13 protein-coding genes are annotated in these 14,523 nt (G+C 38.1%); 1 reads left to right on the top strand and 12 read right to left on the bottom strand.

Annotated elements, in window-relative coordinates:
* Positions 1–221: 221 nt before the first annotated feature.
* Genes ACTWP7_RS20000 through ACTWP7_RS19990 form a run of 3 tightly spaced genes read right to left on the bottom strand, consistent with a single transcriptional unit; the run spans position 222 to position 5,328 of the window.
* A complete protein-coding gene (locus tag ACTWP7_RS20000) occupies positions 222–1,742 on the bottom strand; it encodes a response regulator transcription factor (RefSeq protein WP_443124688.1) in 1,521 nt (506 codons plus the stop codon).
* Positions 1,739–3,619 carry a sensor histidine kinase gene (locus ACTWP7_RS19995; protein ID WP_443124687.1) on the bottom strand — a complete coding sequence of 627 codons (1,881 nt, stop codon included), beginning with the start codon at positions 3,617–3,619 and terminating at the stop codon, positions 1,739–1,741. The genes ACTWP7_RS20000 and ACTWP7_RS19995 overlap by 4 nt, the downstream gene beginning before the upstream one ends.
* 56 nt (positions 3,620–3,675) lie before the next feature.
* Positions 3,676–5,328, bottom strand: a complete 1,653-nt coding sequence (locus tag ACTWP7_RS19990; protein WP_443124686.1) for an extracellular solute-binding protein — start codon at positions 5,326–5,328, stop codon at positions 3,676–3,678.
* Positions 5,329–5,670: 342 nt separating this feature from the next.
* On the opposite strand from ACTWP7_RS19990, the gene ACTWP7_RS19985 reads away from it, so the two are divergent.
* Positions 5,671–5,985, top strand: coding sequence for a hypothetical protein (locus tag ACTWP7_RS19985; RefSeq protein ID WP_443124685.1), 315 nt, complete (start codon positions 5,671–5,673; stop codon positions 5,983–5,985).
* A 773-nt stretch (positions 5,986–6,758) separates the two neighbouring features.
* Here the strand turns inward: ACTWP7_RS19985 and ACTWP7_RS19980 are convergent.
* From ACTWP7_RS19980 to groES, 9 genes are all read right to left on the bottom strand, one after another.
* Positions 6,759–6,893 carry a hypothetical protein gene (locus ACTWP7_RS19980; protein WP_443124684.1) on the bottom strand — a complete coding sequence of 45 codons (135 nt, stop codon included), beginning with the start codon at positions 6,891–6,893 and terminating at the stop codon, positions 6,759–6,761.
* A 663-nt stretch (positions 6,894–7,556) separates the two neighbouring features.
* Positions 7,557–8,003, bottom strand: coding sequence for a threonine/serine exporter family protein (locus ACTWP7_RS19975; protein WP_014641702.1), 447 nt, complete (start codon positions 8,001–8,003; stop codon positions 7,557–7,559).
* Between the two features lie 18 nt (positions 8,004–8,021).
* The gene (locus tag ACTWP7_RS19970) at positions 8,022–8,726 is read right to left on the bottom strand and encodes a threonine/serine exporter family protein (RefSeq protein ID WP_051005617.1); all 705 of its coding nucleotides are present in this window, start codon (positions 8,724–8,726) and stop codon (positions 8,022–8,024) included.
* Between the two features lie 722 nt (positions 8,727–9,448).
* Complete coding sequence (locus ACTWP7_RS19965; protein WP_443124683.1) at positions 9,449–9,580, bottom strand: hypothetical protein; 132 nt, start codon at positions 9,578–9,580, stop codon at positions 9,449–9,451.
* A gap of 62 nt (positions 9,581–9,642) precedes the next feature.
* Positions 9,643–10,170: a GNAT family N-acetyltransferase gene (locus ACTWP7_RS19960; protein WP_443124682.1), complete on the bottom strand. Its 528-nt coding sequence runs from the start codon at positions 10,168–10,170 to the stop codon at positions 9,643–9,645.
* Positions 10,171–10,238: 68 nt separating this feature from the next.
* Positions 10,239–11,207: a glycerophosphodiester phosphodiesterase family protein gene (locus tag ACTWP7_RS19955; protein ID WP_443124681.1), complete on the bottom strand. Its 969-nt coding sequence runs from the start codon at positions 11,205–11,207 to the stop codon at positions 10,239–10,241.
* 75 nt (positions 11,208–11,282) lie between these two features.
* On the bottom strand, positions 11,283–11,507 hold the full coding sequence (locus ACTWP7_RS19950) for a hypothetical protein (protein ID WP_443124680.1): 225 nt from the start codon (positions 11,505–11,507) through the stop codon (positions 11,283–11,285).
* Between the two features lie 936 nt (positions 11,508–12,443).
* Positions 12,444–14,081 (bottom strand): chaperonin GroEL, encoded by a 1,638-nt coding sequence (gene groL / locus ACTWP7_RS19945; protein ID WP_443124679.1) that lies wholly within the window; start codon positions 14,079–14,081, stop codon positions 12,444–12,446.
* Between the two features lie 63 nt (positions 14,082–14,144).
* Entirely contained in the window at positions 14,145–14,429 is a 285-nt protein-coding gene (gene groES / locus ACTWP7_RS19940; protein ID WP_014641699.1) for a co-chaperone GroES, read from the bottom strand.
* Between the last annotated feature and the right edge of the window lie 94 nt (positions 14,430–14,523).

The raw sequence follows: 14,523 nt of genomic DNA, 5'->3' as shown, positions 1-14,523 counted from the left end.
TACGTTCTTACTTTAGGATATCACGGAAGGGAGAATATTCAAAGGCATTCGCCTTACGGCGACGGCATTCATCTCCCCCTTTCCACCGGTCTTCGACACGGCGCTTGAAGAGGGAGTCTTCTGCCGAAGAATGATAAAATTTAAGATCATGCGATTCATTTTCTGTATTTTAAAAATAGAACCCCTCAAAAAAACGCTTGTGTAATATACACAAGCGTTTTTTACATATATAATTTTTCCCGGTATTCCTTCGGAGAAATCCCCTCAATATCTCGAAACACTCTGGAAAATTGTTTCGAATTACTAAAACCAACTGCTTCACTGACCTCAAAAATTTTATTGTCCCTATTAGTCAATAAATCTTTAGCCTTCTGGATACGAACCTTTTTTATATAATCTACAAAATTCTCCCCTGTATATTCTTTGAATAAATGACTGAAATACGTGTAGTTCAAGGAAATATGGTTGGAGACAACGGCCATATTTAAATCTTTATGGGCATTCTGGTGAATAAAAGCGATTGCTTTCTCCATAACGTTATCACCAGTGTAAACAGTTTTCATATCCTTCAAATATTTATGGAGATGCATGGTTAATTCTTCAACCGCATGAAAATAGTCATAGATGTTGTCAAAATTGGACATGTCTCCAACCTTGTCGTACAGCTTAAGTATCTCAATGGATTCTATCCCAATCTGGTTAAAAACTTGATCAAATAGAATTCTATTAATAGCTTTACTTAGAGCTTCCATGTAGGCTATTGTATAATTCTTTAATGCTTCGATATTGAATAACTCCAGAATAGAAGATCGAATTTCGTTTTGGCGATCTGTCCCCAACATATTAAAAATTCTCTGGAGAACTTGTTCTTCCTTACGAATAGAACTCTCTTTTTTTGCCTTCACTTGTTCATAAGTAAAAATCAATTGATTAGGGAATAAAAATGTATAAGCTAAGGCTTCATTTGCTTGTTTATATGCTTCTTTTAATTTCCCCATGAGGCTTTCCTTCTGACTAATAGCCACACATAAATGACTTGCTGCCTCTGAATCGTCCTTTGCAGCAAGATATATTCCTTCTATATTTTCTGTAAACACAACAAGATTTCCGTTCATGTCAATGAAGCATAAGGAATGATCGTCAACATGGCGGATCTGCTTCCTGATAAGATGAAAAAGCTCATTTTTGACAAGTGTTCTTTTTTTACCTTTGAAGTGGAAAATCCCCGCATAAAAACCGTCTGAATACGGATGTAGTTGAAGATTCTGAACGATTTCTTCTACCCTTTCTTCATTTATTGTTGGATTGAGTAACATATAATTCAATTGATTGGTTAAATACTCATGCTTTTCATTCTGCAAGGCGGTTCTTTCGTCCAGCTTATCTTTTGCACTAGTTATAACGTTAAACAATTCATTACGAACAACTGGCTTAAGCAAGTAATCCATTACTTGAAATTTAATTGCTTGCTTTGTATAAGTAAAATCATCGTATCCACTTAATATAATAATAAGAGGCTTTGATTCCATGTCCTGCAAATGTTCAATGAGTTGAATGCCATCCATACGCGGCATTTTTATATCCGTTATAACGATATCCACTTCATTCGCTTTACATATATCAAGTGCTTCTATACCATCTGATGCGACTTGTATGTCACATTCTGCAAACTTTCTTTCCAGCATCGCTTTAATTCCTAAACGGATCATACGTTCATCGTCTACTACTAATATCTTTATCATGCCGATAGATCTCCACCTCCTTCAAGAAGTAGACAAGGTATGGTAACCATCACCTTGGTATAATGACCTTTTTTACTTTCTATGGTTAATCCATAATCATGTCCAAAGTATAATTGAATCCGCTCCTGTACATTGTATAGACCAATCCCGCTGCCATTCTTCATTCGATTAGATGTCTCCGCCAGGTCTGTTCCTTCTTGTAATGAACTTTTCAACTTTTGTAGCATGAAGGTATCCATGCCTACCCCATTATCTTCGATTACTACCGTTACATCATTATCATTAGAGAATACTTTTATCGATATGATTCCTTTCTTCTCGTGTAAGACATGTTGCAATCCATGTTTCACAGCATTCTCAACGATAGGTTGAAACGACATCTTCAGAACTTTTTGATTTTCCAAATGAGAAGGAATATCTACATGTAATTCTAAACGCTGATCTAACCGAATGTTCATAATCTCAATGTAGTTCCTTATATGACTTACCTCTTCCTGTAGAGAGACAAAGTCTTTTTTCCACCTTAGATTGTAACGCATCATTTCCCCTAAAGAGGTTAACGCGTCTGATATATCATATTTCCCATCAATCTCAGCCATCATTTTGATATTCTCTAAGGTGTTATATAGAAAATGAGCATCAATTTGTGTTTTCAGTGCATTGAGCTCCGCTTCCTTAGTGGCTGCTTCTTTATTGACAGAATCCGCTATCAATTTATTAATTTTACTCAACATATTCCGAAAATGACTGGATAGTCTGCCAATTTCATCGTTTCCCTGGATATCTACATCAACGGTGAAATCCCCATGTTCCACCCGCTTCATCGATTCGATTAGGAGGTGCAGCTTTCTAAGTATAAAAGAGATGATAACGTAGGTAATAAAGGAAAGAAGAACAATTAACGAGAAGGCTCCAAGAAAAATAAACATTCTGAGTCTATTTTTCTCCATAAATATGGATTCCAAAGGAACTAAATTTACCAAGTTAACCCCTATATCCTCTACGGAAGAGGATACGACCAGGAACGGTTTCTCCCTGTCTAAGAACAACATCGTTTGATTAGGCTGACCTGAATCTTTTTGAAGAAAGTAATTTTTCATCCTTTCTGGAGTCATGTCTAGTTCTTTTAACAACGGGTTGCTATGATCGAAATGAATGGTTTTTGTCTGATCAATCACTAACATTTGAGATTCGCTCTCTTCCACATCGCCAAACATTTTAGGAAAGAAGTTCTCGAGGAGCATATTGATCTCAATAATACCTAGGTGCTCCTCCTTTGGATACTCAATCTCTCGGTATAAGGAAATCTTCTTAGCTCCTACATTACTTGCATATAGATTCTCTCTAAACGGGCCTTGTTGATGGAACCTCCACATTTCTGTACCGTTTAAAGTTAAGACATCTTGATACCAGCTGGCATTCTTAATCCTCCGCTCATCATATACCAAAGGCCACATTTCATTTGTATTGGTATTAGCAGAGAAAAAATGTATATCCTCGATTGTTGGATTATTATATTTTAACTGTAAAATATCCGATAGCGTATTCATTTTAAAATCGATCAGTTCTTTTACTTCATAGTCCTCTTGACTAATAAATTCAGTGAACTCCTGATTTGCGATAACAATTTGTGCTGTCCGGCGAATACTTTCCATATTTTTTTCAATATTTGCTTTCTCTAATTCCAATACATATTCACTGTCTCTAATAGCATCGTTAATAGATGTTTCGAATCGGTTTTTTGATATATTCCATGTAAATATAAGCACTGGAACTAATATAATGACCACATATAGAAAAACCAACTTTTTTTGGAGGGACATTTCACTAATATATAACTTTGTTTTGTTAAAGTTTCTTGTCCACCTTGGCGACATGGCATCCCACCTCCTCGTTGTTTTCCATACATGGACACTTCCTTCGTACTATATATCTAATCGTTAAGCTTCCTTTTATTCTCTTCGTAACTGTTTTGTCTGTATTCTCTAACTATAGTAAAATTATAGTTTTCCCGCTTTTGTAAAAAAGAATGGAACAAACGATCAAACTCTTCTTCTGATTCAGCTAACAATAGCATCGGCAGCGTTCTTCCCCACTCCTCAGCAATCTTGTTGGCAGCAATTCCTTCTTTAGTGGTGCCAGTTGGATCGATCCCCTCAAATTCACTGAGATTAACCGTCTTCCCTTTCGTCCAATCCGCTAACTGTTTTAATGGAGGAGCAGGTAATGGTGCCCATTCCAATGTTTTGTTTGTATCCACTAACATCCAATACGTACTAGCAGCTCCGTATTTTTGGTCAAACGTCATCCTATCTGATTTTAGTAGACTAAGCACTTCTGGTAGAAACTGTTCTTTTCCATCTCTCGTTTCCCAGGTTATGCCTCTCTTCCCTAAGAATGTATCCTTCTGACCTTCCTCGCTTACGAGATAGCTTAAGAAACGAATGGCTCTCTCCGGGTCCTTTACGTCCTTTGAAATAAGTGTAATTGTCCAGCCAGATATTCCGTCCGCAGGTAATGTAGGAGCCTCTAGATTCAAATTAGCTGGTCCATCCACTGCGATGTAAACAGAGTCAGGATCCTTTGCATAAAGGGCCTGTTGCTGCGCTGCCATATCACTACGTTGATAAAGCATAGCAAAATATCTACCCTCGGCAATTTTTTCTTCCATTTGAGCCCGCTTATCTATAAATATATCTTTTGCAAGAAGTCCCATCTCATTTGCCTCTCGGAATGTCTTCAACCACTTGATATATTCCGGATCCGTAATCCGGTCATACACTTTCCCATCTTCCTTCATAGGAATAGCTAAGAAGTTTTGAAGGTAATCTTCCAATGAATCATTACCAACAGGTGTAAACTCGTGGAGCCCAAGTGGAATAAGTGGCTTCCCATTTACTTCTGGAAATTGTTCTTTTGCTTCCTTTAGTGCATTCAGGAAACCTTCAGGTGTTCTCATATCAGGCCTGCCTAACGCCTCGTACATATCCTTTCTTACTAAAAACGTTTGATTAGAAGGCTTTAAATCTTTGTATCTTTCAAAATCCTCTGGTGAAGATGAAGCATTCGGGTATCCGTACACGTGCCCGTCTTCTTGTCTATACCATTCCAGCTTCGAATCATCCGTCACTTTATAAAAGTATGGATCGTATTCTTCTGCAAGCTCATCTAATGGCAGCACAAGCTCTTGATCTATCATTTTTTTCGCTCCATCCTCCCACCAGCCGATCGTGATAAAGTCAGGAAGAGAACCAGAAGCGATCATCGTATTCATCTTTTCATTTTCATTACCAGTGGGAGTGATAAAATTAACCCTCACACCTGTTTTATCGGTGATATAATCAGAAACCACATTGTTGCCCCAGTCTGTCTCAAACCAGGAAAAGTTTACATACCAATCAAACGTGATAGGAGATGTGTCGATCTTCCAACCTGGTTCACCTTCATGTAACGCTTGGACGTGAGAATCTTCCTTCACACTCGTAATGGCAGCGGTTTCATTTTTGGTATTTTTGTCACATCCCTGCAGGAAAGTAACCAATAACAATAGCAATATAAGACATTTTATTATTGATTTTAGCTGCATATTTATCCCTCACTTCTATACCAAGTATACTGGAATATTCTGTCGTATAGAAAGGGAAATTTTGAATAAAAAAAGATATTATCCTATATATTGTGGCTTAGCAGCCTCATGTTCCCTCTTTACATAAGGCTTATAAAAATAGACTTTTTTTATATTCTTGTTTGAGAGACCTAAAAAAACATTCCCCCTTGCACTACCTACTTAATAACTCAGTTGAGTGAATATGATTAAGGAAAAGATGTAGTAATTCATTGTTTCGTCAACGGATCTCGATAAATTCTCCATAGATTCTTGATATTTTAAATTTATATTAAATTTATTACCAAAAAGGAGCTGAGGAAAATGAAAAAGTTTATTATTGGAGCATTATCAATCGGATTGGTCGCTGCTGGAGGCGTGACAGTCGTCAGCGCTCAAAGCGGACAGATGGAGATGCCGCATGAAAAAAGCGGTGAAATGATGGAAATGGAAGACATGCATCAACATATGCTGGACTCAAGTGCTGTCATCAATTTTGGACAGGCGAAAAATCTGATGAAAGAGATGCATCCGGAAATGACAACCCAGGAAATTAAAATGATGTACACGAAAATGCATGGCACAAATGGAGCGGCACCTAGTGCAAACTTCAAAGAAATGCATATGGGGGAAAAATAACATTTCAAAAAAGCTGGTCTATCATCCATTAGTTGGATGGTTGGCCAGCTTTTATATTATTGTCCATTCAATTTTGAAGACTATCAAACCTATAATACCAAGGGAATGGGCGATATCAAACCATGCCGCCCGTAAAGCAGATTCACTTTCTTTAATTGCTTTTGAAATAGGAATGTTTGGTTGGATGCTATCGACCACTGCGTATTATTTATCGAACCACCTAAACCTAATGAAATTATTTATTAGTTCATGATGTAAATTGCTATGATCCTTGGTTTCCTTACTAGCTATCCCACCAAATGGGCGCTTGTACGAAAAAGGAATCAAGGAAGAGATGTAATCTAATTTATTATTAAACGGGTGATTTCATATGGACAAAAAACAATCAGAAAAAATTAAACAACGATATGACCGAATCTCGCAGTTTGTTTGACCTTATGGACCACATGATTCGTGATGAATGGAGAGAGCCTTCTTAAAAAAGCTTATGGGAAAACACTGGAAGTGGGTGTGGAAAGAGGGAGGCCATATTTACGTGTGAAAATGAACTTGTAATTCTATATGGATTATACAAATAGTAAATGGTGGTTTTCTAAAATAAATATTTCACTAAAATCCACCCTAGTGAAATAAAAACACCGAATGACATAAGCAGTATGATTATTACGATCCCGATTTCCTTTTTACAATACCATAAATATTCATAATAATTTATTTCGCCTTTTGCAAAGCGTAAACCATCCAAATTTGATTTTATTGAGTAAAGTTTTCCATTATCGATTATTCTGGACAAGTATAGACGTTCCGTCAGCCAAAATTAACTTTATCGGTTTATAAATTGAATTTTCCTTGATTTCTATAAAGAAGCCTTTAGCCTCTTGTTCAATTGCATCGCTGTCCAAACACATCATAATCACCCCTGAATTATTTTACTTCAGTTTGAGAAATACGTGAATCTTATCTGAATTCACTACTAATATAAATATTTCTTTTATTAGGACACATAACAGAGGGAGTTAATACACTTATCAATGTGATTTATTGGTACACTATTTGATGTGTCTAATTTTGATATTTTAGAGGTATGGAATTTACGTATTTTGTCCAACTCCTTTATAGATATCGTTCTCTAGTTTAAACATAACCTTACGAAAAAAGAGTGTAATCTTACTACTTACTTTTACATATTATAACATCTATTCTAGTTAACTAATGGATCTCTTGTTACCAAATACATTAAATCTTATATGATATAACTCTCTAAACAACCCTATAAATACTATTTGGTTTCCGAGTAATTGTTCTTAAAATACTGTTCTAGGCCTTACATCTTTTAACCATTTAAAAATCATAATAATAAGAAAAGCCTTGCAAAGTTCCACGGAACTAATGAGAGGCTTTTAGGATTTAGACTAAATTTAAATTAATCCAGTCACTATTCACTTAAAGGGTTTCTAATCCTTGCGTAGCAAAGGGGTTGAGGACAGCTTACTTCATGCCGCCCATTCACTCAGCTATTTAATAGGACAATAATAAGACCTACAAAACCTAGCGCAAGTGAGGCTCACCAATTACCTCAATTGCGCTTTTGTTTGCCTCATCTTTTTTATAATCTGGTTAAGCACTTCCGAGAACACGAGCCCAAATGCAATGGCACCGGATATCATAAAAGCTTTCGCTGCAATAGAGATAGCGGCGCTGTAGTCATTTTGTACAAAGTTCCGCATCGCGTCATAAGCGAGACTTCCTGGTACGAGAGGAATAATCCCTGGTACGCTAAATATAATCATAGGCGTTTTGAATCTCCTTGCCAGCGCCTGGCTGACCAGGGCAATAACAAAGGAGGCGATGAGTGTAGCCGGGACACTATCGACTTCTTTCCATACTAAGAATGCGTAAATCATCCAACCAACCATGCCGACGAGACCACATTTGACGAGCGTATTTCTTGGCGCCTGATAGATGATTCCAAAGGCAGCTGATGCAAAAAAGCTTGCTATGGCATATTCAATCCACATAGTCATTCCTCACGATCTCTAAAATAGTGCAAACATAACAGCAATACCTGCCCCAATTGCAAAAGCCGTTAAAAAAGCCTCCGCCCCCTTGGCGAGTCCTGAGATAAGATGACCTGCCATCAAATCCCTTACAGCGTTGGTGATGAGCAGGCCAGGGACCAAGGGCATGATAGAACCAACAACTACCTTATCAACTTCCTTCCCAATACCTAATGAAAAAAGGGAAAAGGCTGTAAAACCAATCAACAACGAAGCAACGAATTCAGCAACAAATTTAATTTCAAATAATCGAATAAAGTTCATTAATGCAATAAATCCCAGCCCTCCTGCTATGCAGGCTGGCAGGAAATCGTACCAACTTCCCTGAAACATGAGAGTAAAGAAACCACTCGCTAACGTGGCAGCGATGATCTGCATGAGTATAGTATAATCTGTAGGACTGGTTTCAATTTTTCTAAGCTCTTTATACGCTACGTGAGTAGACATGTCTCCATTTGTAATTTTTCTAGAGACGTTATTCGCGAGCTTTACTTTTTCTAGATTTGTCTCTCGTGCTGAAACTCTTACTAGTTTTGCAGGGGCCCCAGGGCTAATCGTAAACATAATCCCAGTAGGTGTTACATAACTTTGTGCTTCATCCCGTCCAAAAGATTGGGCAATCCGCGTCATCGTATCTTCCACACGATAGGTTTCCGCTCCATTTTGTTGCATGATCTTCCCCATTAATAAACATAACTCAATTAAGTCCTCTGTACGCTCCACTCGGTCACCTCAATTCGTATTACAGTATGTTTAGTGTATCTATTCATATACTAAAAGCCTAATACCCTTTTAAAATTTCCACAATCTCGAAACTTCTCCACTTTCTTTTGCACGACTGACCGGATCTTAGCTTCATATTTGTTCTTAAAGGATTCCCAATGTTGATGTTCATCAAAGAAAATTCATCGTAAATTATTCGTCTCCATACAAGTACAATACCACATCCTCAAGGGATGTAGCATTGTCAAAAGTTATACATTCTTTACTTTGAACAAAAACTAATAAAAGAACTATCAGGAAAAGAGGTGTGCATTAGTCCCTTCCCACACCTAGGTTTCTTGAATGTATTAACCATTCTACGAAAAGGATTTGTTACTTAGATAGTTTTATAAATCCCCACGAAATATTAGCTCTCATATGGGGTGCCCTGATTCGTTGTAATTTTGTATTTATCGCTCCAACATTATTACCATAGTTTTGTCACTCTCTTAGCAATGTTTTTACAAGGCTAGAATTTACGGTCTTCTAAAAAACCTGAAATGCAAATTTTAAAAGCAAAAAAGGACTATCTCCTTTATTTAGGAAGTAGTCCTTTAATTACTAACTATTTATACATTACTTGAAGAGTTTCCAGAGACTTTTTTGTGTGTTTCAAACTTTTTATAGAAAAATCTAGTCAAAACTTATTTGTAATGCGGAAAAAACCCTATTACATAAGTGGTTTGAGCGTTATTACATCCTAATTTTTCGTAAAATGATTTTGAAACATAAATATCCTTTACACTTAAACTTATTGAAATTGCCCCTAGTTCCATTTTTCATCCTCCTACAAAATTATTTTAAAAGTTATTATTAAATAACTTTTAAAATAATTTTCTTATAACTTTATCTCGAGCTGCAAATCCCTTGGTTCTCTTCTATAAATTTCCTGGTTAATTTCTTCAGCAAGAATACACCCTCTTTTCATATAGAAATTTTGAGTTTCTATGGAGGGATGAGCACCAATGTAAAGCTTCTCGGCCCCCATTTCCTTAGCGACTTCCCTGACCTTTGCAAAAAGCTCCTTTCCGATCCCTTTCCCGCGGTGTTTTTGATTGATGTGGAAATAAGATAACTCACGATAAACAGCTGTTTCTCCAAACTCTACTGATTCAATTACTGCGAAACCTATAATTTCGTTATTATCCTCGACCAATAGAACTGAACCACCGTTTGCAATCACTTGAGAAAAATGTCTCACAATATCTCTTTTGTGGTTGATAGACCAGTTATCTTCAAAACGATCACATTTTTCATAAAACCCTCCATTGCACTCCACTAATACACTGTCGGTTTTTTGATACCTTTCAAAAGAATCAAGCATTGCGGGATTTATATCTTGAACCTTCAGTTGGTAGGTCTTCACACTCATTCCCCCTAAAACATTACAAAAAGTAAAGATACCCTCAGTTTTAAAGTATATCCCTGTTACATTCATTCCTTAACAATCTCTGCAATACGATCAACTCGGTTTGTCCATAATATACCGTCATAATTTTTGGGAACGCGCTTAAAGTCCTTCTTATTATCAAAACCTTCAGACCAACCCCCATCACCTGCAACAAGGACTACCTTAGTATTTACCGACTCCATTCTGTTCAAGAATTTAGCTGGATACCCCCATAACCATGGAGCATATTTTTCCGGGATGTGAAGTTGAGTATTTTTACAAGTAGATGGGATATAACCTGTCCAACCTATAGACTCATAAGAAATCAAACAACTTTTCAATGTTTCCATAGACATAACCCGCAAACTAGGCAGTTCTTCTTTCAACACATGGATAGGAGCATTGCCTCCATAAACAGAGAGTTGATCTAATCGTTTTTTTGGATACGTTGAAAGATAATTAGCTAGTTGCTCACCTTCTTCCTGGTCATTACTCTTGATATTGATAAGGAAGGTTTTGTCTGGAAAATGAGTTAGCACCTCATCCAGTGAGGGCATCATCCCTACTCCCTTTCCTCGAAATGGATAAGTTTTACCACCATCAGCCGTGTATCCATACCCCACATCTAACTTTTTTAGTTCTTCTAAGGTATGGTTTCTTGTTACACCGTGGCCGTTGGTTCTACAATCCAATGTCCAATCATGGAAAATGGCAAACTTACCATCTGTTGTAGGGTGGATATCAAACTCTACAATGTCTGCCCCCTCTCTGAAAGCTGCCTCCATGGAAGGTATAGTGTTTCCGATGTATGGATGATCTGGTTCGTATATTCTTTCAGCCGTACATGTGTCATTTTCAATGTTATCCATTGGATAAGTCTGTGCCATACCTACATGAGCTAAAAGAACAGGATCTCCTGTACGTTCTTTTGTGAGGTAAGAACTGTTGTTTAAAAATATAAACAAAGTTAAAATTCCTATAATTACAGCTACTACCTTTACTACTTTTTTCACTTCTCAATCCCCCAATTCCATATAATGAAATTTTTAATAAGAGTTACATACCCAACTTCAATTAACCCCCTACTTTTATACATCCTTTCTTACAAAAAATAAGCCTGATACAACGATAAAGAGAATCATGTGAATAAGGATATTGAGAATTGAAAAGGGAATAGTCATTCCTGAGAATAATTGACCACCAAAGAAGTACTGGGATAGATTCGTGTTGGCAAATAATAAATATTTAAATGGAACGACTTTGAATTCACTCATACCTACTAAAAATAGTTTAATAGCCAAGAGAAAAAACACTGAAAAAGAGACAGAAAATAGTGTGCTTCTAGTTATTATGGAGAGCATCATAGTAAAGGTCGCATAGACTATCACTCCGATTGAACCAAAGAGATATTTTAATAAGATCTTTAATGGGACTCCATCACTAATATCCAGTAGAGTTGAATAAAAAAATAAAAGTCCAAAACAAATCGATAGTAAAAAATGAAAACTTATCACATAACCCACCGATAATAGAACAGTTGCATATTTAGCCTTAAATATTAATTCGGCTAAAAGGTCTTGTTAATAGAGGTTTGACTGTTCCTTGAGAGAATTCACCCGAAACGATATCACCAGCAATATTGTAAAGTTATTATAACGGACTCCATTGGAAAAAATAAATCCTCTCCGTCTTTACTTCGACCAATCTCTTTCAGTGGGCTCAGCTTCTTTATCTTCGTAATACATAAGCTGTATTCGGTTCGTAACTAATTTGCTTTGAATGATCCACTATTTGTCTTACCTGACTCACTTGAATAAGGGACGCCGATCATTTGAAAGACATCTGGCTTTCTGAAGCCTAGGTGGTACGTATTAGCTCCTCCCATAGAAGAGCCCATCAAAGGTGTGAACTCTGCTTCCGTTTTGTACGAAACGAGCGGTCAAGGTATTCCGAATAGAGATGCAGAGCGGTCGAATGAACACAATTTCTATTTTCATGGAGACGATGAAGTACCCCCACCCTTTTCTAAACCTTTACAACCTATTACATATCACTGCTTATATAATTTTCCCCATTTTGAATAAACTGATTTTACTCTAATTGAAAAAGAAAAAAGCCTCTCAAAAGTTCTGAGAACTAATGAGAGGCTAACTATAATATAGAATTTAAGCCTTTTGAATGACAGAAGGTATGTCAATTCAGGATTTCCTTAGGCTATAAACCCTTTCACAAAAGGGTTTTGGGCGAGATTACATCATGCCGCCCATTCCGCCCATGCCACCCATGTCAGGCATGCCGCCACCAGCGTTGTCATCTTCGCCTGGCTTATCAGCAACTACGGCTTCAGTAGTCAAGAACATAGCGGCTACGGAAGCTGCGTTTTGAAGTGCAGAACGCGTTACTTTCGTAGGGTCTACGATACCTTTTTCAACCATGTTAACCCACTGGCCGGTAGCTGCATCGAATCCTACGCCGACTTCTTCGCCTTTCAGACGCTCCACGATGATGGATCCTTCAAGACCTGCGTTGTGTACGATTTGACGTACAGGCTCTTCAAGGGCACGAAGTACAATGCTTGCGCCAGTTGCTTCATCGTCAACTAAGCCAAGACCTTCAACAGAGTTGATGATATTTACTAGAGCTGTACCACCACCAGCAACGATTCCTTCTTCTACAGCTGCTCGCGTAGAGTTCAGGGCGTCTTCGATGCGAAGTTTACGCTCTTTCAATTCTGTTTCAGTAGCTGCGCCAACTTTAATAACAGCTACGCCGCCTGCTAGTTTCGCAAGACGCTCTTGTAGTTTTTCTTTATCGAATTCAGAAGTAGATTCTTCTGACTGGGCACGGACTTGAGCTACGCGGGAAGCGATTTGCTGTGGATCTCCGTTCCCTTCAACGATGGTTGTATTTTCTTTCGTGATGACCGCTTTAGACGCACGTCCAAGCTGATCAATGGTTGTATTCTTCAGTTCAAGACCAAGGTCTTCTGTGATCACTTGACCACCTGTCAGAGTTGCGATGTCTTCAAGCATAGCTTTACGACGATCACCGAATCCAGGTGCTTTAACGGATACAGCGTTGAATGTACCGCGCAGTTTGTTCACAACAAGTGTAGCAAGTGCTTCGCCTTCTACGTCTTCAGAGATCAGTAGCAACGGCTTGGACTGCTGTACCACTTGCTCAAGTACAGGAAGGACTTCCTGGATGTTGTTAATTTTCTTATCAGTAATTAAAATGTAAGGATCTTCAAGAACCGCTTCCATTTTATCCTGGTCTGTAACCATGTATGGAGAAGCATAGCCGCGGTCGAACTGCATACCTTCAACCACTTCTAGTTCTGTATTGAACCCTTTTGATTCTTCAATTGTAATAACGCCATCGTTTCCTACGCGCTCCATCGCTTCAGCAATCAGCTGGCCTACTTCGTTATCGGAAGCAGAGATGGAAGCTACCTGAGAAATGGACTCGCGGCCTTCGATTGGCTTAGAGATTTTGCGAAGTTCTTGAGTAGCGACTTCGGTTGCTTTTTCAATTCCGCGGCGAATGCCTACTGGGTTCGCACCGGATGTTACGTTTTTCAGACCTTCACGGATCATCGCTTGCGCTAGTACGGTTGCAGTTGTTGTACCGTCACCGGCAACATCGTTTGTTTTGGAAGCTACTTCGGACACAAGCTGAGCGCCCATGTTTTCGAAGTGATCCTGAAGTTCGATTTCTTTAGCAATGGTTACACCATCGTTTGTAATGAGTGGAGAACCGAATTTCTTATCTAGAACGACGTTACGTCCTTTTGGTCCCAGTGTTACTTTTACAGCATCAGCTAATGTATCTACTCCGCGAAGCATCGCACGGCGTGCGTCTTCACTAAACTTAATTTCTTTAGCCATTAAAAATGCCCTCCTTATTAAAATCGTACCGATTCTTCATCTATAAGTATGAGATGGTTGTACTTATTGAATAACAGCTAGTACATCTGATTCGCGCAGAATCAAGTATTCATTGCCTTCATACTTCACTTCTGTACCGGCAAACTTCGAGTAAATTACACGGTCGCCTTGTGCGACTTCAAGAGCAATTTTCTCTCCGTTATCCGTGATGCGGCCTGTACCGACAGCAATGACTTTACCTTCTTGCGGCTTTTCCTTCGCAGAATCTGGAAGTACGATACCGCTCGCAGTAGTCTGTTCTTCTTCGATTAGTTCAATAACAATACGATCACCAAGTGGCTTTAACAATTAGGACACCCTCCTTGATAAGGTTGAATTCAATTTTTGTCGTTTATTAGCACTCGTGATACATGAGTGCTAACACAATTCTTATCATAATCAA

Origin of the sequence: Halobacillus sp. B29 (assembly GCF_052246755.1) — a bacterium.
Taxonomy (GTDB): Bacteria; Bacillota; Bacilli; order Bacillales; family Halobacillaceae; genus Halobacillus; species Halobacillus halophilus.
Note: the sequence above shows the minus strand (reverse complement) of the source record. Positions and strands in the feature narration are given on the sequence as shown.